Genomic DNA, 26,349 nt, shown 5'->3' on the forward strand with positions numbered 1-26,349 from the left:
CGGCGAGCCGCGCGGGGCCGTACCGGGCCCGGCGCGATGGCCGGAGTAATGTTCTGGCATGTTCGCCGTCACCGTCACTCAGACCGATCCGGACGACCCGCTCAAGGGCCTGACGCTCGGGGAGCACCCCGAGCCGGCCGTACCGGAAGGATGGACGACCGTCACGGTCCGGGCCGCCGCGCTCAACCATCACGACCTGTGGACCCTCAAGGGGGTGGGGATCAGCCAGGACCGGCTGCCGATCGTGCTCGGCTGCGACGCGGCGGGTGTGGACGAGGACGGCAACGAGGTCATCGTCCATTCCGTGATCGGCACTCCGGTCGACGGGGACGAGACCCTCGACCCGGCGCGTTCGCTGCTGTCGGAGAAGTACGACGGGACGTTCGCCGAGAAGGTCGCGGTGCCCCGCCGCAACCTGGTGCCCAAGCCCGCGGCGATCACCTTCGAGGAGGCCGCCTGCCTGCCCACGGCCTGGCTGACGGCCTACCGCATGCTCTTCGACAAGGCAGGGCTGGAGCCGGGCTCGACCATCCTGGTCCAGGGCGCCGGTGGCGGCGTGGCGACCGCGCTGATCGCGCTCGGCCGGGCCGGCGGCTTCCGCGTCTGGGCGACCAGCCGCTCGCAGGACAAGCGGGAACGGGCCCTCGCGCTCGGCGCCGACCGGGTCTTCGAGACGGGCGCCCGGCTGCCCGAGCGGGTGGACGCCGTCATGGAGACGGTCGGCGAGGCCACCTGGAAGCACTCGCTGAGCTCCCTGCGCCCGGGCGGCCGGATCGTCACCTGCGGCGCGACGAGCGGCATGGTCGCCGCGACGCAGCTCGCGCAGGTCTACTTCCTGCAGAAGTCGATCATCGGGTCCACGATGGGCACGCGCGGGCAGCTCGGGCGGCTCGCGGTGTTCCTGGAGCAGACGGGCGTCCGGCCGGCGATCGACCGGGTGCTGCCGCTGACCGAGGCGGAGGAGGGGTTCGCCGCCATGCATCGCGGCGAGGTCTTCGGCAAGGTGGTCTTCACGCTCTGACGGGGGCCCGCGCGGGGTGGGCGGCGCTCTCGTCGCCGCCCTCCCGCCGCGTCGTAGGGGACGTCAGGGGTGCAGGGCCCGGCGGATGCGCTCGGCGGCCTCGTCGAGGGCGGCCCGGCACTCGGCCAGGGCGCGCTCGTCCGGCACGCCGGCATCCGAGGTCCGGTGGACGTCGGCGACGAAGTCGGCCAGCATCCGGCTGAGCTCGGCGTCGTGGCCGCCCTGCCGGCCGCCGCCGAACCCCCAGGACTCCTCCCAGACGCGGCGCCACTCGTGCTGCCAGCGCTCGCTCTCCTCCTGCCACTGGCGCTTGTGGCGGCGCCACTCCTCCTTCTGCCTGCGCCACTCCTCCTTGGCGTGGTCGCGCTGCCGCCGCCAGTCCTCCTTCTGCTCACGCCGCTGGTCGCGGTTGTCGTGGCCGATGTCCCTGGCCATCTGGGTGAGCTCCTCGCGCAGGGAACGCACGGTCTGCCGCACGTCCTCCTTGACCTCGCGCGCGATGTCCTGGACCGAGGCGGTGATCTCCTGTTCGAGGTCGGCCAGCTCGTCCATCCGGTCGTTCAGCTCGGCCCGGCCCTTGTCGGTGAGGGTGAAGACCTTCTTGCCGTCCACGACCTCGTGGGTGACCAGGCCCTCGTCCTCCAGCCGGGCCAGCCGGGGATAGATCGTGCCGGGAGAGGGGGAGTAGACGCCGAGGAAACGGTCCTGCAGGAGCCGGATGACCTCGTAGCCGTGCCGCGGGCTCTCCTCCAGCAACTTCAACAGGTACAACCGCAACCGGCCATGCCCGAAAACAGGACTCATGCCTTCTCCTCTGCTCGCCTGCCGGCGGGCTGGCCGCACAGCAGGGTGACTGCGCCGGACACCGTGGTCGCCGACAGGGACGCCATGCCGCCGCCCAGCCGGCCGTCGAGCGAGCGGGCTCCCGGCATCGCGGAGGCGCGCAGCTCGGGGAAGGCCGAGTCGATCCTGCCCGAGGTCGAGTGGACGGACACGTCGGCGTCCACGTCCTGCGGGAGCCGTACGACGATCGTGCCCGACATGCTGTGCAGCGTGACGTGACCGGTGGGCTCCAGGTCCAGGTCCGCGGTGACGCGCCCGGACACCGTGTTCGCGCGCAGCCGCCGCGGCCGGCCGGCGGCGACCGTGAGCTCGCCGGAGACGCTGGAGAAGGACAGGTCGCCCACCAGCCCCCGGCTCTCCACCGAGCCCGAGACCGTCTCGGCCTGCACCTCGCCGCTGACGCCGTCGAGGACGATGTCCCCGGACACGGCCTTCACGCCGGTGATCCCCTCCATGCCCGCGACGACGGCGGAGGCGGAGACGACCCCGGCCTGGACGGGACACGTCCTCGGCACGGTGAGCGTCAGCGTGGTCCTGCGCGGGCCCGGGCGCAGCCACCCCAGGATGCCGTCCCATGTCAGGTCCTTGTACGCGACCGTCAGGCGGCCGTCGTCGTCGTGAGTCACCACGAGCGGCGCGCCGTCCACCTCCGTCACTTCGAGTGTCGGCGGGCCGTCGCTGGCCAGCACCGCCAGCCGGCCGGCCACGACGCGTACGTTGAGTGCGGTGACCTCTCCGAACGTGAGCCGTCCGGGAGAGTCGATCGTGTATTGGGGCATCGCTCGGGCCCTTCCACGCGAAGTCCTGCGTCCCCGCGGACACCGCGCGGACGTACCATCACAAACAAGATATATCTCGTTCGCGAAAAGTCAAGACATATCGCGTTTGGCCGGGCTCCCCGGCCGGGCGGAGCGGGCCTCGTCAGTCGTCGTCTCCCTCAGTCGTCGTCCTCGTCAAGGCGGGCGAGCCAGGTGGCCAGCCGCTCCACGGGCACCTCGAACTCGGGGTTGAGGTCCACGAACTCGCGCAGCCGCTCCGCGAGCCAGCCCACGCTGACCTCCTCCTCGCCGCGGCGCTCGACGAGCTCCTCGATCCCCCTGTCGGTGAAGTACATACCTCGCTCCAGTACATGGCCTGATTCATGGAGAGAGGTCCCCCACGGATGTGGGGGACCTCCTCAGTCGTACGAAACCTCCGGTCAGCCGAAGATCTCGCCCAGGATGCCGTGCAGTTCCTCGTCGTGCTTGGCGTGGGAGCCGACGGCCGGCGAGGAGTTCGGCGTACGCGAGACCCGGCGGAAGGTGCGGCCCCCGAGCAGCTCGGGCTTCTCCACCATCTTCAGGCTCAGGTACGGCCACGGGCCCATGTTGACGGGCTCGTCCTGCGCCCAGACGAGGTCCGCGTCGGCGGGGTAGCGGCCCAGCTCGGCCTTGAGCGGGTTCTCCGGGAACGGGTAGATGCGCTCCAGGCGCACCAGCGCCACGTCGTTCCTGCCGTCCTTCTCGCGCCGCGCGAGCAGGTCGTAGTAGATCCTGCCCGAGCAGACCACGATCCGCCGGACCGCCGCCGGGTCCACCGTCGAGTCGCCGATGACCGGGCGGAAGGCGCCGGTGGTGAACTCGGACGTGGCCGAGGCCGCCGCCTTGAGCCGCAGCAGCGACTTGGGCGTGAACACGATGAGGGGCTTGCGCCGCTGCGAGAGCACCTGCCAGCGCAGCAGGTGGAAGTAGTTCGCGGGGGTGCTCGGCTGCGCCACCGTCATGTTGTCCTGCGCGCACAGCTGCAGGTAGCGCTCGATCCGGCCGGAGGAGTGGTCCGGTCCCTGACCCTCGTAGCCGTGCGGCAGCAGCAGCACGACCGAGGAGCGCTGGCCCCACTTCTGCTCGCCCGACGAGATGAACTCGTCGATGATCGACTGGGCGCCGTTGGCGAAGTCGCCGAACTGCGCCTCCCAGGCGACCAGGGCGTCCGGGCGGACCACGCTGTAGCCGTACTCGAAGCCCATCGCGGCGAACTCGCTGAGCAGCGAGTCGTACACGTAGAACTTCGTGGTGTCGTGGTTGAACGTCTTGAGCGGCGTGTGCTCCTCGCCGGTCACGCGGTCGACCAGCACGGCGTGGCGCTGGCCGAAGGTGCCGCGGCGGGAGTCCTGGCCCACCAGGCGGACCGGGTGGTCGTCGATGAGCAGCGAGCCGAACGCGAGCAGCTCACCGGTCGCCCAGTCGATCGCGTCCTCGGAGATCATGGTGCCGCGGCGCTGGATCACCGGGGCGAGGCGCGGGTGGACGGTGAAGCCCTCGGGCAGGTTGAGCTGGGTGTCGATGACCCGCTTGACGACCTCCTCCGAGATCGCCGTCTTGGTGTCCTCGTGCGACCACGGGATCTGCTCGTCGGGCTCGGGAACCACGACCGCGCCGGGCTCCAGCGGCCTCTTGGCGGCCTCGCGGGTCTCGGTGAAGGCCCGCTCCAGCTGCTCCTGGTAGTCGCGCAGGGCCTGCTCGGCCTCCTCGACCGTGATGTCCCCGCGGCCGATGAGGGCCTCGGTGTACAGCTTGCGGGTCGAGCGCTTGGCGTCGATGAGGTCGTACATCAGCGGCTGGGTGAAGGCCGGGTTGTCGCCCTCGTTGTGACCGCGCCGCCGGTAGCAGATCATGTCGATGACGACGTCCTTGCGGAACGTCTGACGGTACTCGTAGGCGAGCAGACCGACGCGGACGACCGCCTCGGGGTCGTCGCCGTTCACGTGGAAGATCGGCGCCTGGATCATGCGCGCGACGTCGGTGGCGTACACGCTGGAGCGCGAGGACGCGGGGGAGGTGGTGAAGCCGACCTGGTTGTTCACCACGATGTGCACGGTGCCGCCGGTGCGGTAGCCGCGCAGCTGGGACAGGTGCAGGGTCTCGGCGACCACGCCCTGACCGGCGAACGCCGCGTCGCCGTGGACGAGCACGGGCAGGACGGTGAAGCCCTCCTCGCCGCGCTCAAGCAGGTCCTGCTTGGCCCGGACCACGCCTTCCAGGACCGGGTCGACGGCCTCCAGGTGCGAGGGGTTCGCGACCACGGACGTGCTGATCTTGTTGCCGCACGGGGCCACGAAGTCGCCGCTCGCGCCGAGGTGGTACTTCACGTCGCCGGAGCCGTGCGCGCTGCGGGGGTCGATGTTGCCCTCGAACTCGCCGAAGACCTGGGCGTACGACTTGCCCACGATGTTGGCGAGCACGTTGAGCCGGCCGCGGTGGGCCATGCCGATGACGACCTCGTCGAGGTTCTCCTCGGCCGCCGCGCTGATGACCGAGTCGAGCAGCGGGATCAGCGACTCGCCGCCCTCGAGCGAGAACCGCTTCTGGCCGACGTACTTGGTCTGCAGGAACGTCTCGAACGCCTCGGCGGTGTTGAGCCTGCGCAGGATGTGCAGCTGCTCCTCGCGGTCGGGCTTGGCGTGCGGCCGCTCCACCCGCGCCTGGATCCAGGCCCGCTCCTCGGGGTTCTGGATGTGCATGTACTCGATGCCGACCGTGCGGACGTACGAGTCGCGCAGCACGCCGAGGATGTCGCGCAGCTTCATCAGCGGCTTGCCGCCGAAGCCGCCCGTCGGGAACTCGCGCTCCAGGTCCCATAGCGTCAGCCCGTGCGACTGGATGTCGAGGTCGGGGTGCTTGCGCTGGCGGTACTCCAGCGGGTCGGTGTCGGCCATGAGGTGGCCCCGGACCCGGTAGGCGTGGATGAGCTCGAGCACGCGGGCGGACTTGGCCACGTCGTCGTCGTGCGTGGCCGAGATGTCCTGCACCCAGCGGACCGGCTCGTACGGGATGCGCAGCGACTCGAAGATCTCGTCGTAGAAACCTTCGGCGCCGAGCAGGAGCTGGTGGATGCGGCGCAGGAAGTCACCCGACTGGGCGCCCTGGATGATCCGGTGGTCGTAGGTGGAGGTGAGCGTCATCACCTTGCTGATGGCCAGGCGGGACAGCGTCTCCCCGGAGGCGCCCTGGTACTCCGCCGGATACTCCATCGCGCCGACGCCGATGATCGTGCCCTGACCGGGCATCAGCCGCGGCACCGAATGGACCGTGCCGATCGTGCCGGGGTTCGTCAGGGAGATCGTGGTGCCCTGGAAGTCCTCCACGCCCAGCTTGCCGCCGCGGGCCTTGCGCACGATCTCCTCGTACGCGGTCCAGAACTGGCGGAAGTCCATCGACTCGGCGTGCTTGATCGAGGGCACCAGCAGCTGACGGGTGCCGTCGCTCTTCTGCACGTCGATCGCGAGGCCGAGCCCGACGTGCTCCGGCTTGACGAGGACCGGCTTGCCGTCCACCTCGCCGTACGAGTAGTTCATCTCAGGCATGGACTTGAGCGCCCGGACGATCGCGTAGCCGATGAGGTGGGTGAAGGAGATCTTGCCGCCGCGGCCGCGGGACAGGTGGTTGTTGATGACGATGCGGTTGTCGATCAGCAGCTTCGCGGGGACCGCGCGGACGCTGGTGGCCGTGGGGACGACCAGCGAGGCCTCCATGTTGGCGGCCGTGCGCGCGGCGGCGCCGCGCAGCTTCTCCTCGACCGCGCCGGCCGGCACCGGGGCCTGCTGCTTGGCGGGCGCGGGCGCCTTCGCCTCGGGCTTGGCCTGCGGCGCGGGCTTCGGCGGGGCCGTCTGCGGCGCCGGGGTCACCGGCGCTGGAGCCTCGGGCGCGGCCGTCGCCGTCGCACCGTTCGCGGCGCCTGCGGACTTGGACGGAGCGGGCTTGGCCGTCCCGTTGTAGTCAGCGAAGAAGTGCCACCAGGCCTGGTCAACAGACTCGGGATCTTCGAGATACTTTTGGTACAACTCGTCGACAAGCCACTCATTTTGCCCGAAGCTTGCCAGCGGGTTTGTCCGCGACGACTCAGACGACACGGCGGAAATCGCCCTCTTCCGCAGATCGGCGTTGATGTTTGGTGAACCTGTCCAAGGCTACTCGCCTCGCACACCGAGGTGCGCCCCGGCGGGTCGCAGGTCCCGGCCCATCCTCCCAGGATCGATAAAACAGGTCACGCGCGGATAGTCCGTCTGGGTGGTGAGGTGTCCCTTACCATCTGGTCACATCGACTGGGTCAGCCGATGAGCCGCGACTCGATCCGGATATCGGGAGCTATATCGGACAGCATACCCGTGAGGTCGTCGCCCGCCGCACGCAACGCGTCCAGAGAGAGCGGTTCGAGTCGCTCCAGGAGGAAGAGCGCGTCCACCGTCTCCTCGGTGATCCTCGTCCTGACGCACTGCCGCCAGTTCCACCGCCGGCAGGTCACCCCGGCGTCGTCGCGCCACACCACCTCGCCGATCTCCGGGTCGCCCAGCGCCTCCTCCGACGGCTCGTCGCCCGCGGCCCGCATCAGCCGCGCGCTGCCCTGGTAGCGGCGCAGGTCCTCGCCGCCGATCGGCAGGCCGTGCCGTACGGACACGGTGTTGTAGGCGTCCACCACCAGGTTGATCTCGGGGAGCGGCATCCGGCGGACCAGCGCGTCGACCGACGGCCGGGTGCGCTGGGGCTTGGCGCCGAAGGCGCGGTAGGCCGTCCGCCAGGCCTCGATCCTGGGGTCGTCCAGCGGCACGGCGTCCGCGGCGGCGTCGGCGAGCCAGGCCCGCGAGCGGTCGTCGGACGGCCCGTTGCGCAGGCCGTACGCGCAGATCACCAGGACGGCGAAGTCCGGACGTAGCGCCGTGACGGCGTCGTCCACCCAGATGTCGTCGATCACGCCCGACAGCCTACGGCCACGCCCGCATGGCGAGCGTCGCCACCGCCTGGAGGTCCTCCCGGCTCGCGCCATCCCTGGCCTGGGTGGACATGCCCTGGATGACGGCGGCGAAGAACGTCGCCAGCGCGGGGGCGTCGGTCTCGGGCGAGAGGAGGCCGGCCTCGACGTCCCGCTCGACGCGGCGGCGGATCGCCGCCTTGCCGGCCTCGCGGTGCGCCCGCAGTTCCTCGATCACGCCGGGGTCGCTCGTGTTCACCCCCGCGGAGATGACCATGCACCCGGGCGGGTGCGCGGGATCGGTGTAGACCTCCGCCGCCTCGCGGAGCAGGCGCTCGACGGCCGCCCGCGCGGCCGGCTCCCCGGCCAGGGCCCGGCCGGCGAACGCGCCGTGGGTCTCCTGGTAGCGCCGCACGGCCTCGGCGAACAGCCGGCGCTTGTCGCCGAAGGCGGCGTAGAGGCTGGGCGGGTTGATGCCCATCGCGGCCGTCAGCCCCGCGACCGAGGTCGCTTCGTAGCCGTGCCGCCAGAACTCCTCCAGCGCCCGGTTCAGTGCGACGTCCCGATCGAACGCCCTGGCCCTTCCCATGCGCCGATTTTATAGCGATCGCTACAGTCGTGTATTTTGTAGCGATCGCTAAAGAAAGAGGCGGACATGGCTGCACTGCATGGCAAGACGGCGCTGGTGACGGGCGCGGGCAGGGGGATCGGACGGGGGATCGCCGAGCGGCTGGCGGCCGACGGGGCGCTGGTGGCGGTCAACTACGCCAGGGACGAGGCGGCGGCGAAGGACACGGTGGCGGCGATCGAGGCCCGGGGCGGCCGGGCCTTCGCGGTGCGGGCCGAACTGGGCGTGCCGGGCGACGTGGACGAGCTGTTCGCCGGGCTGGACCTGGAGCTGGGGCCGGAGGCGCCGATCGACATCCTGGTCAACAACACGGGGATCACCGTGCGGGGAACGATCGAAGAGATCACGCCGGAGGATTACGACAGGGCGTTCGCCGTCAACACGCGGGCGGCCCTCTTCGTCACGCGCCGGGCGCTGCCGCGCATCCCCGACGGCGGGCGGATCGTGACCGTCACCTCGGGGGTGACCCGGATCGCGTTCCCCGAGGCGATCGCGTACGCGATGACCAAGGGCGCGCTGGAGACCTTCACACTGGCGCTGGCCAAGCATCTCGGGCCCCGGGGGATCACGGTCAACAACGTGGCGCCGGGGATCGTCGACACCGACACGAACGCGGACTGGCTGCGCGGCGACGAGGCGGCCTGGGCGGCGTCGGCCGGCCGGGCGGCGCTGGGCCGGGTGGGCACCCCGCGGGACGTGGCCGGGGTGGTCGCGTTCCTCGCCTCCGACGACGCGGGCTGGGTCACCGGCGCCACCGTGGACGCCACCGGCGGCAGCGACCTGTGACGCCTTCGGGCCCTCAGTCCCAGGGGACGTCGAGCAGCCGCTCGAACTGGGCGGCGGCCTCGTCGGGGTCGAACCCGGGAAGGCCGTCGCGGATCAGCTCCCGGGTCCGGCGCGCGGCGTCGAGCCGCGCCCGGGAGACGGCGGTGCGGACCTCCTCCGCCAGCGTCCGGCTGTCCAGGCGCGTCGCGCGCGGCCCGAACGCCACGTCCAGCACCAGGCCCTCCGCCGACACGGTGGCCGTCACCTGACCGGAGGCCGCCTCGCCCGTGCCGGTGATCTCTTCGAGGTCGGCCCGCGCCCGCTCGGCCCAGGCGTGGACTCGCTCCGCCTGCTCCTCGGCCCGGGCGAGATCCTCCTCGCGGATGTCGGCCGGGTTCATGCGAGAGCCGTACACGGGGCCTCCAGTCGGGTCGTGAAGGGTCACAGCAGGTCGCGGGCGATCCGCTCCACGCGGTCGCGGACGAACCTCTCGTCCAGCGGCGCGGGGACGTCCGCGGTCTCGGCGAGGGCGGCGTCCATGATCTCCCGGGTCCTGGCCTCGGCGTCCCGCTGGGCCGCGCGCAGCACGGCCGTCACCTGCCGGCCGAGGGCCTCGCGGTCGAGCCGCATGACGCGCGGGTCGAAGTGCAGCTCCACGATCTCGCCCCGGCCGTCGGCCACCGCTTTCATCGTCCGGTCGGGGCTTTCCGCCCGTCCCGTCACGTCGCGGACCAGGGCCCGCGCGTCCTGCAGCCGCCGCATCATCGTCCGGCCCTCCAGCAGCACGCGCTCCAGCAACTCGGCGTCGCCGTCGGGGGAGGGGGTCGTCATGAGAAAGAAGGCTATCGAAAGGTAGATCAGTGTTTACTGTGATCCGTACGAAACGGGAAGTGGGGGAGTTGAGTCTGCGGCATGGAGTCGGGACTGGAGATCATCCACGACCGGATGAGGCAGGACGCCTCCCGGATGCAGGTGCACGGTGAGGACTACGCCGCCGCGCTGAGCCGGCTCAGGGAACGCGGGCTCGGCGGCGCTGCGTGGCAGGACGACGGCCTGCTCGGCATGCTGGCCGGGCCGTACGCCGAGTGCACGCTCCTGGGGGTGGAGGCGCTGACCGGCCTGTCCGCGGCGATGGGCGACACCGGCGACGGGCTGGGCAGGGTCAGCGCCCGCGTCGGCGAGGCCGAGGGCGCGAGCCTGTCGCGGTCCCGCGACCTGTACGGCGAGCAGTGGGCGTGACGGGGGCCCGACGGTGGGTGTGACGGTTCCCCCGCAGGTGGAGATGATGCTGAGCCTGCTCGGCGTGCCCTGGCCGAACGTCGACGAGGACGAGATCCGCAAGGACGCCGACGCGTGGCGGACCGTGCTCGCGGGCACCGATCGGTCCGGTACGGCGGCGAACGCGACGATCGCGGGGACGGGCGAGGTCTACCGCGGCAGGTCGGCGACGGCGCTGGCCGGCTACTGGAGCGAGACGGGCGGCGAGGGCGGACACCTGAGCCGGGCGGCCGCCGCCGCGCGATGGGCCCCGCCCGTGCTCGACAACGCGGCCTGGCTGACGACCGGCGTGAAGGTCGCGGTGGCCTCGACCGCCGTCTACACGACCGTGCGGGTGGCCAGGGCGTACCTGGCGGGCGGTCCGCTCGGCGCGGCCCTGGCCGCGGCGGAGATGTTCCGCTCCCGCGCCGCCATCGGGAAGATCCAGCGGGAGGGCGCCGAGGGCGCCGGACGGGTGCTGGCCCCCGCGCTCGACCGCCGGGTCACCGAGCAGTTCCGCCGGATCCTCGAAGGCCTGCGCCGCCCGGGCGGCGGGCCGGTCCCCGCGTTCGCCGGCGCGGGTCACCGCATCCCGGCCCGGGGCACGGTGGGCCCCCGAGCGTCCGGCCGGTCCCCGCACGACGGCCTGGCACTCATGGGGCGCAGCAACAAGAACGCCAGGAGCGGCGGCAACGGGCGCCGCGGCGGGGGCGGGCGCCGTGGCGGCGGCGGTGGCGGAGGAGGCGGGGGCGGAGGCGGGGGCGGCGTCGCCCGCCCGAACGAGGACGGCAAGACCGCTCATGTCGCCCGGGACCGGCAGTTCCAGCGTGGCTTCAGCGACGACATGATCGACGAGGTCAAGGCGAACGGCCGGAGGAGCCGCGGCCACGATCCCGGCACCTCCGTCTACGAGACGGACAAGCTGAAGGTCGTCGTGAACGACAGGACCGGTAACGTGATCACGGTCATCCGCAAGAAGAAGAGAAGGAACTAGGGAGTATCTGACGAATGCTGCCCGTCGCGAGCCGGGATACAGGTGGATGCATCGCAAGGCGGAGGAGGAGCCGATAACAGCGTTATCGGCGACGACGACCCCGGGCCCCGCGGAAATTCCGAGCCTGCGAGGAATTTTCGTGGGTGGGGCAACGCAGCGAGGCGCCGCCTGGGCCGCGCGCAGCAGGGCCATGATTCGTCAGACACGACCTAGCCGCCGGGCGAGGGTGGGAGGTCTGACGTGCGCGTCGATCACGACAGAGAGAACAACGTCGCCTACATCTACCTGGTCGACGAGATCGGCGAGGGAGAGGCGGTCACCCAGATCGAGGTCGAGGACGACGAACTGCGCGGGGAGATCGTGCTGGACCTGGACCGGGAGGGGCGCCTCCTGGGCATCGAGGTTCTCGGTGCGTCGCGCATCCTGCGGCCGGAGGTCCTCGCCCAGGCCGACGACGAAGCGGACGACGGGGACGAAGGAGACGAGGGCGGGCAGGGCGGCGGCGTCGCCCTGCCGCCCTACGAGCCGCATCTGCGCTGAGCCTCCCCGATGACATGGAACCGGCCGCCGCCTCTGCCGAGGCGGCGGCCGGGGTCTTCAGGAGCGGCGGCCGGTCAGACGGAGCAGGCGGCGCCGTTCAGCGTGAACAGGTCGGGCGCGGGGTTGGCCCCCGGTGCGCCCAGGCCGTTGAAGCCGAAGGTGACCGACTGGCCCGGCTTGATGGTCTTGTTGTACGACTCGTTCGCGGCGGTCACGGTCGCGGCCTGCTGCGAGAACTTGGCGTTCCAGCTGACGTCGACCTTCTGGCCGCCCAGGAACGACCACTTCAGCGACCAGCCGTCGATCGCCTTCGTGCCGGTGTTCTTGAGGGTGACCTGGGTGGTGAAGCCGGACGGCCAGGAGCCGTGCGTGGTGTAGGTGACCTTGCACGAGGCCGGAGCCTTGACCGTGCCGTCGCCCTGGTCGGCGATGAAGGCCGAGATCCACGACAGCGGCGAGTTCCAGTTGATCGTCAGCTCGTTGGTCGCCCACGAGTTGATGTCGTCGATGTAGCAGAACTGCGCCACGCAGCCCTTCAGCTTCGCCTGGGCCACCGGGTCCTGGATGCCGGAGTTGGCGCCGCCCGCGAGCGTGCCGCGCGGCGGGCTCGGCAGCGAGGTGTCCAGCGCGTGGGCGTACCACCTGCTGTGCTGGTTCTTCGACGCCACTTCGCCGTAGCCGGTCACGTACGACTGGTTGAGCGCGTTGCGGCCGAAGATGTAGTCGACGCCCTCCAGCACGCCGTCGCGGTACTTCACGTCGCCGGTGAGGTCGTAGGCCGTGGCCAGGACCACCAGGTTGTTGACGATGATGCTGTTCGATCCCCAGTCGTAGGACGTCGTGTCGTACGGCAGGCCGTACGGGTGGGCCTTCAGCGCGGAGAGGTACTTGTCCGCGCCGGCCACCACCGAGGCGCGCACCTCGTCGCGGCCGGGCAGGGCGTTGGGCACGGTCGCCAGGTCGAGACGGCCGAGCGCCGCGACGTTGCCCCAGTCCATGGCGCCCGTCCGCCAGATGTCGGCCGTGTGGACCGGCGAGGCGAGGACGAAGTCCTTGTACTCCTTGTCACCGGTGGTGATGTAGAGCTCGGCCGCCGCCCAGTAGAACTCGTCGCTGACGTTGGCGTCGTCGTAGGTGCCGCCGCCGACTCCGTCGGCGGTGGAGGCCAGGATGTTCGGGTTCGCCTTGGCCGCCGCCCACGCCTTCTTCGCCGCCGCGAGGTTCTTCGCCGCGAACGCCGCGTCGTACGGCGCGAAGATGCGGGCCGCCTGGGCGGCCGTTGCGGCGAGGTTGAGCGTGGCGGCCGTGGTGACGGGGTGCAGCTCGCGCTTCTGCGCGTCCAGGTGCGGCAGCAGCGGCAGGCCGGTCCAGTTCTCGTCGTGGATCTTGTGGTGGGCCATGCCGTCGGGCCGCTGCATCTTCAGCAGGAACTCCTGCTCCCAGCGGGCCTCGTCGAGCACGTCGGGGACGTCGTCGCCGCTCTCGGGGATGTTCAGGCTCCCGATCGGCTTGGCGGTCGCGGCGTTCTTGGTGCGTTCGAACTCGCTCATGAGCTGGGCGACCGAGATGCCGCCGTTGACGACGTACTTGCCGTGGTCGCCCGCGTCGTACCAGCCGCCGGACACGTCGAGGGTGTAGTCGCAGACGCCCGGCTGGCAGGGGACGTTCTTGTCGCCCTGGTTGGGGGCGACGCCCACGTGACCGGCGGGCCGGCCGTAGCCGGGACGCAGGGCGTCGTCGATCGCGATGCCGCTGCGCTGGGTGTAGTAGAACTTCAGCGCGTCGAGCTTGAGGCCGGCGTACGCGTCGGGCTTGATGTCGAACGGCCGGCTGGTCTCGCCGTCGGCGGTCAGCGTGTAGCCGGTCCCGGCCTTCACGTACGAGCCGAAGTCGATGGAGTGGACGTTCTGGCCGGAGCTCGCGTCGACGCCGCGCGGGGTGGTCGTGCCGTGCGCGACCACGGTCCCGGCGGAGTTCTTGAGCTGCCACGGCAGCGCCGCGGTGGCGTCGGTGACCACGGTGGCGTTCTTGGGGCCCTTGGGCAGGTAGGCCACCTGGTTCACGCGGACCCGGGGGCCGGTGTCGGGCGTGTAGACGTCCGGCGGCGCCCCGCCCTTGAGCGAGACGTTGTCCACGCAGAACCGCCACGCCGTCGCGCTGCCGCCGAGCTGGAAGACGACCTGCGCGTTGGGCAGGTCGACCGGTGAGGTGAACGTGTAGCTGTAGGTGTTGCCCGAGACGCTCAGCTCGGGGGCCGCCGCCACGTACTGCGTGTAGGGGTCGGTCGGGAGCTGGACGTACGCCCTGGCGACCTTTCCGGGGGTCGCGGTGGCGAAGAAGCTGAACGCGTACGTCTCGTCCTTTACCAGCGGGATGTCGTTGACGCCGACGATCGCGTCCCAGGGGTTGGTCGTTCCCGCGGGGATGTCGGAGCAGAGCCGGCCGTCGGTCAGCTCGAAGTTCAGGTTCGCGGTGTGCCACCACGGTTCCGTGGTGGTGTCGAACGTGCCGTTGGGGATCTGTTCCGGGCCCTCCTCCGCCGTGGCGGGAGGTGTGCCGGTCAGGCATGCCGTGGCCAGTGCCGCCACGGCGAGGATGCCGATTCGTCTGAGCACAGTCGTCCTCGGGGGGTGGTGTGGGAGCGCTCCCAAGCCGGTGAGCGAATGGCATGTTTCCTTCGCGTTTCGCCGGGCGTCAACGATCCGGTGGGGAAGACGCCGCTGACCGGCCATTGCGGGGCCGTGCAGCTGAAACTTTCATTTCCGCAGAGATATCTTTGCAAAAGTTCCTTTGCGAAGTAGTGTCCGCGATATGGATCAGGAGGTCTTCCACGTCCGCGATTCCCGGACCCTGAAGGCGGTCGCCCACCCGCTGCGGGTGCGGCTGCTGGGGGAGCTGCGCACGAACGGCCCGGCGACCGCGACCGAGCTGGCCGGGCGCCTCGGCGAGAGCTCCGGCTCCACCAGCTATCACCTGCGTCAGCTCGCCCGATACGGCTTCGTGGAGCAGGATCCCGGCAGGCGTGACCGGCGTGAGCGCCGGTGGCGCGCGATCCACCGCTTCACCTCCTGGAGCGACGTGGAGATGGCCGCGACCGCCGAGGGCCGGGAGGCCGCCGCGTTCCTGCGGCGGCGCCAGCTCGAGAAGCTCACCGCCGACGTGGAGAACTTCGAGCGCGAGCGTGAGCTGTGGAGCGAGGCGTGGGTCGAGGCCGCCGGCATGTCCGATCTGGTGGTACGGCTCTCGCCGGCGACGGTGACGGCCCTGTACGAGCGGGTGTCGGCCATGTTCCTGGAGGCCGCCGAGCGGGACCGGGACGACCCCGACGCGCGCACGGTCGCGGTGCTGCTGGCGGCCCATCCGCGCCGGGACGACCCGGCGGCCGGACATGCGTGAGCACGGGCGGTACGCCGCGATCGAGTTCCTCACCTGGCTGCCGACCGGCCTGATGCTGGCGCCGATGGTGTTGCTGATGGCCGGGCGCGGGCTGGACATCGCCGAGATCGGCCTCGTCACGGCGGCCTACTCGGTCACCGTCGTCGTCCTGGAGCTGCCGACCGGCGGGCTCGCCGACGTGCTCGGCAGGCGGGCGGTGCTCGCCGCCTCGGCCGTCGTCGGCGTGGCGGCGCTGGCCGTCATGGCGCTGGCGCACTCCGCCTGGGCGTTCCTGGTCGCGTCCGTGCTCAAGGGCGTCTCCCGCGCGTTGTCCAGCGGACCGGCGCAGGCGTGGTACGTCGACACGCTGCACGAGCGGCACGGCCCGGACGCCGACCTCAAGCCCGCGCTGGCGGCGGGCAACGTCGCGGGCTCGGCCGCCCTGGCGCTCGGCACGCTCGCCGGGGGCCTGCTCCCGCTGGCCGTACGCCGGGATCCGCTGGCCGCGCCGGTCTGGGCGGCGGCGGGGGCCGCGGTCGTCCTCCTCGTGGCCGTGCTCGTGCTGATGCGCGAGCCGAGCCGTACGGCGCGGGGGCCGGGCCGGGTGGCCCGGCTGACCGCGGCGGTCCGCGACGTGCCGGTCACGATCGCGGGCGGAGTGCGGATCGGGCTGACCGACCGCGGTCTCGGCCGGCTGCTGCTGGTGGCCGCGGCGGGCGGCGTGATGCTCAACACGATCGAGATGCTGACCCCCGGCCGGCTCGCGGAGATCACCGGGCGGGCCGAGACGGGCGGCGCCGCCTACGCCTTCGTGACCTTCGCCGGGTTCGCCGCCAACGCGCTCGGCAGCTCGCTCGCGCCGGTGGCGGCCCGGCTGGCCCGCGGCTCCGTCCGGGCGGCGGTGCTCGCCACCGTCGTGGTGGCGGCGGCGGTCGCCGCGCTGGCCGCCTCGGTGGTGCTGCGCGGCTGGGCCGCGATCGCCGCCGCCGCGGCCGCCTACGTCGTGCTGTTCACCGCGCTCGCGGTCGCCTCCCTGCTCAGGACCGAACTGGTCCACCGGCGGGTGGCCGCGGACCGCCGGGCGACCGTGATGTCGGTGGACTCCCTGCAGCTCCAGTTCGGCGGCATGCTCTCCTCGCTCTGCCTGGTGCCGCTGGCGGGGGTCGCCGGCGCCGGTCCCGTCTGGGCCCTCACCGCCGTGGTCGTCCTCGCCTCCGCCCTCCTGTACGTACGCCTCCCCGCCGGTCCCATCCTGAGGCACCTCCGGTAGAGCACGCGGTCACCACGACCGCCGGGAACCTCGCGGATCATCGTCCTCCGCCGGCGGATCCTCGGATGGCTTCCACGAGCCTCCACACCGATGTCGACGGGTTCCGCATGTGGTCCTTCTTCTCGGAGGCAACGGCCCTGGCCCGTCGGCAGGCATCGTCGACGCCGTCCCGGAAGTCCGCGAACTTCGTACTTCCCTTACTCCACCCCGGCAGCGCCCGCTTCAGCGCCTTCTCGACGTCACCCGCCGTCTGAAAGGGAGCGCGGCGGTCCTCTCGATGCAGCAGAAGCCAGAAGTCAAAACATGGGGTCGAGAGCGCGAGGCGAATCGTGCCGCCCGCCTTGGCCAGGATCCGATCAGCGAGCCCGCGGTCGAGTTCGGTGTCGAGAACGCACCAGACCTCGTCGCCGTCGTCGTAATCGTCCAGACATCGACGTCGATGGGCTTCCACGACTACGTTGACGTGGTCGACCTTGGGATTGATAACGTCGAGCACCGGACCGCCACGGGTACGCATGCCTTGAAAGTAACGTTCCTCGGTCTCGCCCTCACAAAGGATAAGGAAACGCTTCTTCTGGGCTCGTGTGCCGGAAGGCCGTCGTTCAAGGAGCGACCGCCTCGCTATTGATGAGCTACCTTTGCGGCTATTGTCGTTCTTGGGCTGCCGGGGGGACATGCGCCGAATCTACACGTGTGGCAAGCGCCGCCGTGAATAGTTCGTCGTCCATGTTCGGAACGGCGCCGTAGCGACCCGTCAGATAGCGGCGCTCTCTGTTGTCCTCCTTGCGCGGCTTGAAATCGGTCAGCGGGAACAGCTGAGTGCCGCCGTCCTCTCCCTTCTCGGTGAACCAGATCTGGTCACGCCTGAGCACGTCTCTCCCTTGAATCCGCCCCAGTAGCGCGGAGTCATGGCTGGCGAAGACGAGCTGAGCGCCGCGCGGGTTGGTGACCGGATCCTGGAACAGTTGGATCAGCTTGGCGCTGAGGTAGGTGTGCAGGCTCGCGTCCAGCTCGTCCGCCACGAGAACGCCTCCGTGCTGCAGGACGGGAAGCACCGAGACCGCGAGGTGGAACATCTGCTGGGTTCCCTCGGACTCCTGCTGCAGGGGGAGCGTGAACTCGCCCGCGCCGCACATATGCCGGAACAAGAGCCTTGTCCGGCGCGAGGGCATGTATTCCCCTCCAACCCTTGGCCTTCTCGCGGCCCGTACGGCCAGCTCCTCGTCGGTCTCCTCGACGACCTCGAATTCGGTGATTCCCGTGTCCGCGGCGCGCATGAGGTCGGCTATGCGGGCTTGAAGCTCGGGGATTTCCATACTTCCCAGCCTGCCCAGGAGCGTCTCCGTGTTCATGATGGTGGACGGTGAGCGAAAGCCTTGAGCTGCGAACCAGCCGTAAACGGGTCGCAACGTCTCCTGGCGCGCACGCGCACCCACGGACAGAAGAAGAACGTTGGGCTCCACGAGTTCCGCCAACCCCTTGACGGAGTCGGGAGTATTCACTCCATAGGTGAACGTATCGCCGCTACGCTCGAATATCTTACGTTCCCTCTTGCGCGGGTAGCTGTACAACCACTCATCTACTACGGCGAGATCGTCAACTGCGAATCCGTATGTGTATCGAACTCCATCAATAGAGAGATCCACCACATAGGTGGACGGTTCATCGCTGTTGAGTGCGAAGGGGTTTCGTCGCAGCCCTGCCCCTGGCTCGTTCTCCCGGAAGGACCATCTGACGACGTACGACATGTACCTGATCGCATCAAGCACGTTGGACTTGCCGGAGGCGTTCGGCCCGAAGATCGCCGCGACCGGGACGGCCGGCCACTCGACGTCGGCGGTGTCCTGCCCGTCATACGCGGGCGTGAGGAGCAGACGCTGCTCCTCACGCAGCGACCGATGGTTGGCTGTGCGGAAACTCAGCAACATTCCGCCTGACACCCCGTCCTATGCCGACTCTCAGGCTGGATCTCGCAGAATACTCGCACGGTCGATCGTGAGGCGATAAGCCCGGCCGTCGAAGTACGGCCAGAGCCGCAGATTGTGCTCCGAACCGGAGAGGCGGTCGCATGCCTCGGCCTGAGGCACCTCCGGTAGAACCAGATTCGGTAAGACGGCACAATCGAGCGGGCAGGGCTGCGAGAGGGGCGGGGAGCCGATGAACAAGGTGAGTGTGACCGCGGCGAACGAGGCGCAGCGCGCGGCGTGGCTGGGCGGGAGACTGCCCGAGGTCGAGCGGGTGCGGCCGGGGCTGTGGTCGATCCCCGTCCCGATCCCGATCAACCCGCTGCGCTACGTGCTGGTCTACGCCCTGGAGGTCCCCGACGGGGTAGTGATCATCGACGCCGGATGGAACACCGAGGAGGCGTACGCCGCGCTCGTCGCGGGGCTCGCCGCGGCCGGGTACGAGATCACCGACGTGAAGGCCGTGCTGGTCACGCACATCCACCCGGACCACTACGGCCTGGCCGGGCGGATCCGGGAGGTCTCCGGCGCCTGGATCGGGCTGCACCCGGCCGATGCCCGCATCGTGCACGACCGCTACGACGAGTCGGCGATCGAGTCGCTCGTACATCGGGAACGCGCCCTCCTGCTGAGGTGCGGCGTGCCGGACCTGACGGCCGAGGAGCTCGCCGGAGCGTCGGTCATGCTGCGCCAGTTCGTCACGATGGCGACGCCCGACCGGCTCATCGAGGACGGAGACCGGCTCGACCTGCCCGGCTGGGACCTGCGGGCGGTGTGGACCCCGGGCCACTCGCCCGGTCACCTGTGCTTCGCCGAGCCGGAGCGCAGGCTGCTGTTCTCCGGCGACCACGTGCTCGCCCGGATCACGTCGATGGTCGCCGTGCACCCGCAGTCGTCGGCCAACCCGCTGGCCGACTACCTCGACGCGCTGCGGGCGGTGGGCAAGCTCGACGTCGAGGAGGTGCTGCCCGCCCACGAGTACCGCTTCCTGGAGCTGGCCGACCGGGTGGACTACGTGATCGCGCACCACGAGGAGCGGCTGGCCGAGGTGCGCCGCGTCGTGGCCGAGAGTGACGGCTCCACCTGCTGGGACATCGCCACCCGGCTCACCTGGTCGCGCGGCTGGGAGGAGATCCCCGCGTACATGCGGCGGGCGGCCAACAACGAGACGCTCGCCCACCTGGTGTGGCTGGAGCAGCGGGGCATGGTCACCCGCGTGCCCGGCGAGCCCGACCTTTGGTACGGCCCCTCCGCCTGACGCTCCGTCAAGGCGGCTTTCTCCGGCTGAGCGGTTGAGGATATCGTTCTGGAAGAACTAGAACGATGTTCTCTTCTGGTCCTGCGAGGGAAGGGTGGCGCCATGTCTGAGGGGTCCGAGCTCAGGTTCGACGGGAGAGTGGCGATCGTCACCGGAGCCGGGCACGGTCTCGGCCGGTCGCACGCGCTGCTGCTCGCCCAGCGGGGGGCGAAGGTCGTCGTCAACGACCTGGGCGGCGCCCTCGACGGCTCCGGCGCGTCCACGGGCCCGGCGGCGGAGGTCGCCGAGCTCATCGGGAAGAACGGCGGCGAGGCGGTGGCCAGCACCGACAACGTCGCCACGCCGGAGGGCGCGGAGGCGATCGTGCGGACGGCTCTCGACGCGTTCGGCCGCGTGGACGTCGTCGTCAACAACGCCGGCATCCTGCGCGACCGGTCGTTCGGGAAGATGGCGGTCGAGGAGTTCGACGCGGTGATCGCCGTGCACGTGCGCGGGTCGTTCCTGGTCAGCCGGGCGGCGTTCCCGCACATGAAGGAGCAGGCGTACGGGCGGATCGTGAACACCTCCTCGCCGGCCGGGCTGTTCGGCAACTTCGGCCAGGCCAACTACTCGACGGCCAAGATGGGCCTGGTGGGCCTCACCAAGACGCTCGGCATAGAGGGGGCGCGGGCGAACATCAAGGCCAACGCGATCGCCCCCGTGGCGTGGACGCGGATGACCGAGTCGCTGCTGCCCGCGGAGTTCGAGGAGAAGTTCACCCCCGAGCGGGTCAGCCCGCTGGTGGCCTACCTGGCCCACGAGAGCTGCGAGACCAGCGGCGAGGTGTTCTCGGTCGGCGCGGGCCGGGTCGCCCGGGTGTTCGTGGCCGAGGGGCCGGGCTGGCGGACCGACGACCTCACCGTCGAGGCGCTCCGCGACAACTGGGAGGCCGTCATGGCCGAGCAGCCCTATCTGCCGACCAAACTGGGCGAGCAGGCCGGCGCCTCCCTGCAGGCCATGCTCTGACCTCAGAGCTCCTCGCCCGGCTGCTCCGGCGGGCAGGCGAGGTCGATGGACAGGTCCCCGGGTCGTCGCGGAACGGGCGCGCGGCCGGGGGGCTGCCTGACCCGCAGGCCGGGAAACGGCGGCGCCGGGTTGCGCCGGGCCTGCGGCTGCGCGCCGAGCGTGAGCTCCTCACCGTGGTGCGTCAGCGTGAGGGGGGTGCCGTGCAGCAGCCGGTACGTCGTGCCGTCCGGCGTGACGTCGACCCGCAGCAGCCGGCCCCGGTAGCGGACGCGGAAGGTGAGCCGGGTGATGCCCGAGGGCAGGCGGGGGGCGAAGCGGACGCGTCCCTCGCGTGCCCGCATGCCGCCGAACCCCGCCACCAGCGCGATCCACGCCCCGGCGAGCGAGGCCATGTGGACCCCGTCGCGCGTGTTGTGCTCCAGGTCGCGCAGGTCCATCAGCGCGGCCTCGCCGAGGTAGGCGTAGGCGAGGTCGAGCTGCCCCACCTCGGCGGCGAGCACGGCCTGGGTGGCGGCCGACAGCGAGGAGTCCCTGACGGTCAGCGCCTCGTAGTAGGCGAAGTCACGCGCCTTCTGCTCGGGGGTGAACGCCTCGCCGCACAGGTGCATGGCCAGCACGAGGTCGGCCTGCTTGACGACCTGCTTGCGGTACAGGTCGAAGTAGGGGAAGTGGAGCAGCAGCGGATACTGCTCGGGCCGGGTGCCCGCGAAGTCCCACACCGCGTGCCCGGTGAACCCCTCGCTCTGCTCGTGGACCCCCAGCCGTTCGTCGTACGGCAGGTACATGGCCGCGGCGGCGTCGCGCCACGTCGCCGTCTCCTCCAGCGTGACCCCGAGCTGCTGCGCGCGGTCGAGGTGACGTACGGCCACGGCGGCGGCGGCCCGCAGGTTCCGCTGCGCCATGAGGTTCGTGTAGACGTTGTTGTCCGCGACGGCGCTGTACTCGTCGGGGCCGGTCACGCCGTCGATGCGGTAGCGGCCTTCGGCGTCGTGGTGGCCGAGCGCGCACCACAGCCGGGCGGTCGCGACGAGCAGCGGCAGGCCGATGTCCCGCTCGAAGCCGGTGTCCTCGGTCGCGTCGACGTACCGCGTGACCGCGGCGGCGATGTCGGCGTTGACGTGGAAGGCCGCCGTGCCCGCGGGCCAGTATCCCGAGCACTCCTCGCCGTTGATCGTCCGCCAGGGGAAGGCGGCCCCGCGCAGCCCGAGCTGTTCGGCGCGCGCCTGTGCGAGGGGGAGGATCGACTGCCGCCACATCAGGGCGTCGGCGGCGGCCCGGGGATAGGTGTAGATGGCCACCGGCAGCACGAAGCTCTCGGTGTCCCAGAACGCGTGGCCGTCGTAGCCCGAGCCGGTCAGGCCCTTGCCGGGGATGGGCCGCCGCTCCAGCCGGGCACCCGCCTGGAGCAGGTGGAACAGCCCGAAGCGCACGGCCTGCTGCACCTCGGCGTCGCCCTCCACCTCGACGTCCGCGCCCGCCCAGAAGTCGTCGAGGAAGGCGCGCTGCTCGTCGCACAGCCCGTCCCACCCGGTGAGCCGGGCCGCCGCCAGCGCCGCCACGACCTGGTCGTGCATCGCGGGCCTGGACCGCTTGGCCGACCAGCCGTAGGCGAAGAACTTGTCCAGCCGCAGCCGCTCGCCGGGTTTCAACCGGGTGGCGACCGTCACCCGGCTGACGTTGCCGCCGCCGTCGCACTCCGCGTGGGTGCCGTCCGGGCCGTCGATCTCGTGGCGCATGCCCGCCGCGACCCGCAGCCGGCTGGCCCTCGTGGAGTGGACCATGACGCACACGCCGTTGCGCGCGGTGACGTTCTCCTCCAGGACGAGCGGCGCCTCCAGCGCGGCGGCGGCGCGGGGGTCGGTGGTCGGCGGCGGCACGGTCTCGTTGGCCACCAGTTCCGACTGGACGACCACGCTGAGCGCCTGGTCCACGGGCTCCACCTCGTAGCGGATCGCGGCCACGGCCCGGTGGGTGAACGACACGAGCCGGGTCGAGGTGACCCGCACTTCCGCCCCGGTCGGGGAGCTCCAGCACACCTTCCGGGTGAGCGTCCCCGCCCGCAGGTCGAGGACTCGTTCGTGTGAGTGCAGCGTGCCGTACCGGACGTCGAACGGTTCGTCGTCCACCAGCAGCCGGATCAGCTTGCCGTTGGTGACGTTGACGACCGTCTGCCCGGACTCGGGGTAGCCGTAGCCCGCCTCGGCGTACGGCATCGGGCGCAGTTCGTAGAAGGAGTTGAGGTAGGTGCCGGGCAGCCCGTACGGCTCGCCCTCGTCGAGGTTGCCGCGCAGCCCGATGTGCCCGTTCGACAGGGCGAAGACCGACTCGGTCTGGGCGAGCACGTCGGTGTGCAGGTGGCACTCCCGCACCGACCACGGCTCGACCACGAAGGCGGGATGTTTGATCATTTCTCGTCCAGCAGGTCGGAGAGGTCCGTCACCACCACGTCGGCGCCGTTGTCCCGCAGGGCACCGGCCTGATGCCCGCGGTCCACGCCCACCACGACGGCGAAGCCGCCCGCGCGCCCGGCGGCGACCCCCGCCAGCGCGTCCTCGAACACCGCGGCCTCGGCCGGGGCGAGCCCGAGGGCCTCGGCGGCGGCGAGGAACATGTCGGGGGCGGGCTTGCCGGCCAGGCCGCGCCGCCTGGCCACCTCGCCGTCGATCCGCGCGTCGAACATGTCGTCCAGCCCGGCCGCGGCGAGCACGCGCGCGGTGTTGGCGCTGCTGGAGACCACCGCGCGGCGCAGCCCGGCGTCGCGGACGGCCCGCAGGTAGCGCACCGACCCCTCGAAGACCTCCACGCCCTGCCGGTCGAGGATCGCCTGGACCAGTTCGTTCTTGCGGTTGCTCAGGCCGTTGACCGTGGGCATGCCCGGCGGGTCGTCCGGCTTGCCCTCGGGCAGGTCGATGTCTCTGGCCCGCAGGAACCCCCGGGTGCCGTCCAGGCGTTTTCTGCCGTCGACGTACCGCTCGTAGTCGCCGGTCTCGTCGAAGGGCACGAACGGCGTGCCGCTGTCGGCCGCCCGCTCGCGCAGATACTCGTCGAACATCTCCTTCCACGCCGCAGCGTGGACCCGCGCCGTGCGCGTGAGCACCCCGTCCATGTCGAACAGGCAGCCGCGCACCTCGTCCGGCAACCCCAGCATGCGCCCTCCAACGGTCCTCCTGCTCTTCTACCCCGTACGTCGGAGGCGACTTTTGCTGATTCCAGCGAAAGGTTGCATCGGATCGATAAAAGGTCTTCCCAGATCAGCAGAAAAGGGGTACGTTTCCAGCCAATCACTGGGACGCGGAGGCGTAGGTGAAGAGGACGACCATCAGGCCGGAGAACGCGCACCAGGCCGCGCTCCTGCGATTGCTGAGGGACGGCGGGCGTTCCCGCGCCGAACTCGGCGACGTGGTGGACCTGTCCCGGTCGAAGCTCAACGTCGAGCTGGACCGGCTGATCGAGCTCGGGCTCGCCGAGCCCGACGGGCTGGCCGCCTCGCGCGGCGGCAGGCGCTCGGGCCGCGTACGGATCGCGCGTGACATCCGGTTCGCCGGGATCGACATCGGCGCCACCTCGATCGACGTCGCGGTCACCAACGGCGAGCTCGAGGTGCTCGGTCACCTGAGCGAACCCTGTGACATCAAAGAGGGACCCGGCGTCGTGCTGGACCGGGCCATCGAACTGCTCGGCAAGCTGAGCAGGGACGGGCTGTTCACCGATCTCAGCGGCGCCGGCATCGGCGTCCCCGGGCCGGTGAGCTTCGCCGAAGGCGTTCCGGTGGTGCCGCCGATCATGCCGGGCTGGGACCGCTACCCGGTCAGGGAGACGGTCGGGCAGGCACTGTGCTGCCCCACGGTGGTCGACAACGACGTCAACATCATGGCCCTCGGGGAGCTGCACGCGGGCCTCGCACGGCACGTCGAGGACTTCCTGCTCGTCAAGATCGGCACCGGTATCGGCTGCGGCATCGTGGTGGGCGGGAAGATCTACCGCGGTGTGTCCGGCAGCGCCGGCGACATCGGCCACATCCGGGTGGACGACCTCGGGCCGGTCTGTTCCTGCGGCAACTCCGGGTGTCTGGAGGCGTACTTCGGCGGCGCCGCGCTGGCGCGGGAGGCCGTCGCGGTGGCGCGCTCGGGCGGCTCGCCGTACCTGGCCGAGCGGCTCGCGGTCGCGGGCACGCTGACGGCCGAGGACGTCGCCGCCGCGGCGGCGCAGGGCGACGCGGGCGCGATCGGGCTGATCCGCGACGGCGGGCGCCGGGTGGGACAGGTCCTGGCGAGCCTGGTGAGCTTCTTCAACCCCGGTCTTGTGATCATCGCGGGTGGCGTGGCCAAGCTCGGCCACGTGCTGCTCGCGGAGATCAGAAGCGTCGTCTATCGCCGGTCGCTGCCGCTCGCCACCGGAAATCTGCCGATCGTGCTGTCCGAACTGGGCGACACCGCGGGTGTCATCGGCGCCACCCGCCTGATCAGCGATCACGTCTACTCCGACCACGTCTATTCCGGCAATTGACATCGTTGGGAGATCCCCATGGGAGACGAACACCCCCTGCTTCAGATGAGGGGGATCGTCAAGCAGTTCCCCGGCGTGCGTGCGCTGGACGGCGTGGACCTTGAGGTCAGGGCCGGGGAAGTGCACTGCCTGCTCGGCCAGAATGGTGCCGGGAAGTCCACGCTTATCAAGATTTTGTCTGGTGCTCACGCGCCTGATGAGGGCGAGGTGCTGCTGGATGGCGCGCCGGTGCGGCTGGCGCCGCCGACCGCGGCGATGGGCCATGGCATCGCGACCATTTACCAGGAGCTCGACCTGGTCGACGGGTTGAGCGTGACGGAGAACATCTTCCTCGGGCATGAGCCGGCGAGTTTCGGGTTCTCCCGCAGGGGTGAGGCCGATCGGGCGGCGGGGGAGTTGCTCAAGCGGCTGGGGCACGGGGAGATCCGGCCGCGGACCGAGGTGGGCCGGTTGTCGCCGGCGCACAAGCAGATCGTGAGCATGGCCCGGGCGTTGTCGCATTCGGCCCGGTTGATCATCATGGACGAGCCGTCGGCCGCGCTGGCTCATGACGAGGTGGACAACCTGTTTCGGGTGATCCGTGATCTGACCGCTGCGGGGGTCGCGGTGATCTATATCTCCCACCGGTTGGAGGAGATCCGCCAGATCGGTGACCGGGTGACGGTGCTGAAGGACGGGCGGACGGTCGCGGTGGGGCTGGCGGCCAAGGACACTCCGACCTCGCAGATCGTGGCGTTGATGACCGGGCGGAATGTGGAGTATGTGTTCCCGCCGCGGCCGGGCAGGGGCGCTCATGAGGGGCGGCCGGATGTGCTGCGGGTGGAGAACCTGAGTGTGCCGGGCCGGGTGCGGGATGTGTCGTTCAGTATCCGGGCGGGGGAGATCCTCGGGTTGGCGGGGCTGGTCGGGTCGGGTCGCAGCGAGATCATCGAGGCGATCTACGGGGCGCGGCGGGCCAGTGGCCGGGTGGTGCTGGACGGGCGGACGGTGCGGCCGGGGAGTACGACCCGGGCGGTGCGGATGGGTATGGGGCTGGCGCCCGAGGAGCGCAAGGCGCAGGCGTTGCTGCTGGATCATCCGGTGGCGCAGAACATCACGCTGGCGAGTTTGAGCCGGTATACCCGGCCGCGGTGGCTGGGCTGGCTGGATCGGCGGGCGGAGTTCGCCGAGGCCAAGCGGTTGTCGCAGGCGTTGGACAT

Annotated in this window: 24 protein-coding genes; 11 read left to right on the top strand and 13 right to left on the bottom strand. The window is 70.7% G+C overall.

Annotated features, from left to right (window positions below; genetic code table 11):
* The first annotated feature begins 58 nt into the window (after positions 1-58).
* Positions 59-1,021 carry a zinc-binding dehydrogenase gene (locus HHX30_RS36430; RefSeq protein ID WP_169988235.1) on the top strand — a complete coding sequence of 321 codons (963 nt, stop codon included), beginning with the start codon at positions 59-61 and terminating at the stop codon, positions 1,019-1,021.
* 63 nt (positions 1,022-1,084) lie between these two features.
* On the opposite strand, the gene HHX30_RS36435 is transcribed toward HHX30_RS36430, so the two are convergent.
* The 6 genes from HHX30_RS36435 to HHX30_RS36460 form a co-directional block, all read right to left on the bottom strand.
* On the bottom strand, positions 1,085-1,825 hold the full coding sequence (locus tag HHX30_RS36435; RefSeq protein WP_169988237.1) for a helix-turn-helix transcriptional regulator: 741 nt from the start codon (positions 1,823-1,825) through the stop codon (positions 1,085-1,087).
* Entirely contained in the window at positions 1,822-2,643 is an 822-nt protein-coding gene (locus HHX30_RS36440) for a DUF4097 family beta strand repeat-containing protein (protein ID WP_169988238.1), read from the bottom strand. Before HHX30_RS36440 ends, HHX30_RS36435 begins: the two co-directional genes overlap by 4 nt.
* Before the next feature lie 158 nt (positions 2,644-2,801).
* Positions 2,802-2,978: a DUF6104 family protein gene (locus HHX30_RS36445; protein ID WP_167769298.1), complete on the bottom strand. Its 177-nt coding sequence runs from the start codon at positions 2,976-2,978 to the stop codon at positions 2,802-2,804.
* An 84-nt stretch (positions 2,979-3,062) separates the two neighbouring features.
* Positions 3,063-6,752 carry a multifunctional oxoglutarate decarboxylase/oxoglutarate dehydrogenase thiamine pyrophosphate-binding subunit/dihydrolipoyllysine-residue succinyltransferase subunit gene (locus HHX30_RS36450; protein WP_169988240.1) on the bottom strand — a complete coding sequence of 1,230 codons (3,690 nt, stop codon included), beginning with the start codon at positions 6,750-6,752 and terminating at the stop codon, positions 3,063-3,065.
* Positions 6,753-6,949: 197 nt separating this feature from the next.
* Positions 6,950-7,591 (bottom strand): B3/4 domain-containing protein, encoded by a 642-nt coding sequence (locus HHX30_RS36455; RefSeq protein WP_169988242.1) that lies wholly within the window; start codon positions 7,589-7,591, stop codon positions 6,950-6,952.
* Positions 7,592-7,601: 10 nt separating this feature from the next.
* Entirely contained in the window at positions 7,602-8,177 is a 576-nt protein-coding gene (locus HHX30_RS36460; protein ID WP_169988244.1) for a TetR/AcrR family transcriptional regulator, read from the bottom strand.
* Positions 8,178-8,243: 66 nt separating this feature from the next.
* Here HHX30_RS36460 and HHX30_RS36465 point away from each other — a divergent pair, with 66 nt between their 5' ends.
* Complete coding sequence (locus HHX30_RS36465; protein WP_169988246.1) at positions 8,244-9,002, top strand: SDR family oxidoreductase; 759 nt, start codon at positions 8,244-8,246, stop codon at positions 9,000-9,002.
* A gap of 13 nt (positions 9,003-9,015) precedes the next feature.
* Here the strand turns inward: HHX30_RS36465 and HHX30_RS36470 are convergent, their stop codons facing one another.
* Both HHX30_RS36470 and HHX30_RS36475 read right to left on the bottom strand, forming a co-directional pair.
* Positions 9,016-9,381: a YbaB/EbfC family nucleoid-associated protein gene (locus tag HHX30_RS36470; protein WP_169988248.1), complete on the bottom strand. Its 366-nt coding sequence runs from the start codon at positions 9,379-9,381 to the stop codon at positions 9,016-9,018.
* 41 nt (positions 9,382-9,422) lie between these two features.
* Complete coding sequence (locus HHX30_RS36475; RefSeq protein ID WP_169988250.1) at positions 9,423-9,812, bottom strand: YbaB/EbfC family nucleoid-associated protein; 390 nt, start codon at positions 9,810-9,812, stop codon at positions 9,423-9,425.
* Positions 9,813-9,893: 81 nt separating this feature from the next.
* On the opposite strand from HHX30_RS36475, the gene HHX30_RS36480 reads away from it, so the two are divergent.
* From HHX30_RS36480 to HHX30_RS36490, 3 genes are all read left to right on the top strand, one after another.
* A complete protein-coding gene (locus tag HHX30_RS36480; RefSeq protein WP_169988251.1) occupies positions 9,894-10,220 on the top strand; it encodes a hypothetical protein in 327 nt (108 codons plus the stop codon).
* A gap of 19 nt (positions 10,221-10,239) precedes the next feature.
* Positions 10,240-11,232, top strand: coding sequence for a hypothetical protein (locus HHX30_RS41005; protein WP_211593228.1), 993 nt, complete (start codon positions 10,240-10,242; stop codon positions 11,230-11,232).
* Positions 11,233-11,472: 240 nt separating this feature from the next.
* Complete coding sequence (locus HHX30_RS36490; RefSeq protein ID WP_169988253.1) at positions 11,473-11,772, top strand: DUF2283 domain-containing protein; 300 nt, start codon at positions 11,473-11,475, stop codon at positions 11,770-11,772.
* Between the two features lie 74 nt (positions 11,773-11,846).
* Here HHX30_RS36490 and HHX30_RS36495 read toward each other — a convergent pair whose 3' ends face one another.
* Complete coding sequence (locus tag HHX30_RS36495; protein WP_311923009.1) at positions 11,847-14,387, bottom strand: glycoside hydrolase family 9 protein; 2,541 nt, start codon at positions 14,385-14,387, stop codon at positions 11,847-11,849.
* A gap of 196 nt (positions 14,388-14,583) precedes the next feature.
* On the opposite strand from HHX30_RS36495, the gene HHX30_RS41010 reads away from it, so the two are divergent.
* Both HHX30_RS41010 and HHX30_RS36505 read left to right on the top strand, forming a co-directional pair.
* Complete coding sequence (locus HHX30_RS41010; RefSeq protein ID WP_211593230.1) at positions 14,584-15,168, top strand: helix-turn-helix domain-containing protein; 585 nt, start codon at positions 14,584-14,586, stop codon at positions 15,166-15,168.
* Positions 15,161-16,417 carry an MFS transporter gene (locus HHX30_RS36505; protein WP_169988257.1) on the top strand — a complete coding sequence of 419 codons (1,257 nt, stop codon included), beginning with the start codon at positions 15,161-15,163 and terminating at the stop codon, positions 16,415-16,417. Before HHX30_RS41010 ends, HHX30_RS36505 begins: the two co-directional genes overlap by 8 nt.
* Before the next feature lie 37 nt (positions 16,418-16,454).
* Here HHX30_RS36505 and HHX30_RS36510 read toward each other — a convergent pair whose 3' ends face one another.
* Together HHX30_RS36510 and HHX30_RS36515 are read right to left on the bottom strand one after the other, a co-directional pair.
* Complete coding sequence (locus HHX30_RS36510; RefSeq protein WP_169988259.1) at positions 16,455-17,093, bottom strand: RloB family protein; 639 nt, start codon at positions 17,091-17,093, stop codon at positions 16,455-16,457.
* Positions 17,062-18,345 carry an ATP/GTP-binding protein gene (locus tag HHX30_RS36515; protein WP_169988261.1) on the bottom strand — a complete coding sequence of 428 codons (1,284 nt, stop codon included), beginning with the start codon at positions 18,343-18,345 and terminating at the stop codon, positions 17,062-17,064. The genes HHX30_RS36510 and HHX30_RS36515 overlap by 32 nt, the downstream gene beginning before the upstream one ends.
* 229 nt (positions 18,346-18,574) lie before the next feature.
* Here HHX30_RS36515 and HHX30_RS36520 point away from each other — a divergent pair, with 229 nt between their 5' ends.
* Positions 18,575-19,639, top strand: a complete 1,065-nt coding sequence (locus HHX30_RS36520) for an MBL fold metallo-hydrolase (protein WP_169988263.1) — start codon at positions 18,575-18,577, stop codon at positions 19,637-19,639.
* Positions 19,640-19,741: 102 nt separating this feature from the next.
* On the top strand, positions 19,742-20,644 hold the full coding sequence (locus HHX30_RS36525) for an SDR family oxidoreductase (RefSeq protein ID WP_169988265.1): 903 nt from the start codon (positions 19,742-19,744) through the stop codon (positions 20,642-20,644).
* A gap of 2 nt (positions 20,645-20,646) precedes the next feature.
* Here HHX30_RS36525 and HHX30_RS36530 read toward each other — a convergent pair whose 3' ends face one another.
* Positions 20,647-23,052 (bottom strand): glycoside hydrolase family 65 protein, encoded by a 2,406-nt coding sequence (locus tag HHX30_RS36530; RefSeq protein ID WP_169988267.1) that lies wholly within the window; start codon positions 23,050-23,052, stop codon positions 20,647-20,649.
* Positions 23,049-23,792: a beta-phosphoglucomutase family hydrolase gene (locus HHX30_RS36535; RefSeq protein ID WP_169988269.1), complete on the bottom strand. Its 744-nt coding sequence runs from the start codon at positions 23,790-23,792 to the stop codon at positions 23,049-23,051. Before HHX30_RS36535 ends, HHX30_RS36530 begins: the two co-directional genes overlap by 4 nt.
* Positions 23,793-23,947: 155 nt before the next feature.
* Between HHX30_RS36535 and HHX30_RS36540 the strand changes: the two genes are divergently transcribed.
* Together HHX30_RS36540 and HHX30_RS43000 are read left to right on the top strand one after the other, a co-directional pair.
* On the top strand, positions 23,948-25,150 hold the full coding sequence (locus HHX30_RS36540; RefSeq protein WP_169988271.1) for an ROK family protein: 1,203 nt from the start codon (positions 23,948-23,950) through the stop codon (positions 25,148-25,150).
* 18 nt (positions 25,151-25,168) lie between these two features.
* A partial coding sequence (locus HHX30_RS43000; RefSeq protein WP_169988273.1) for a sugar ABC transporter ATP-binding protein occupies positions 25,169-26,349 on the top strand: 1,181 nt, incomplete at its 3' end.

It is taken from the genome of Microbispora sp. H10836, assembly GCF_012999525.1.
Classification (GTDB): Bacteria; Actinomycetota; Actinomycetes; order Streptosporangiales; family Streptosporangiaceae; genus Microbispora.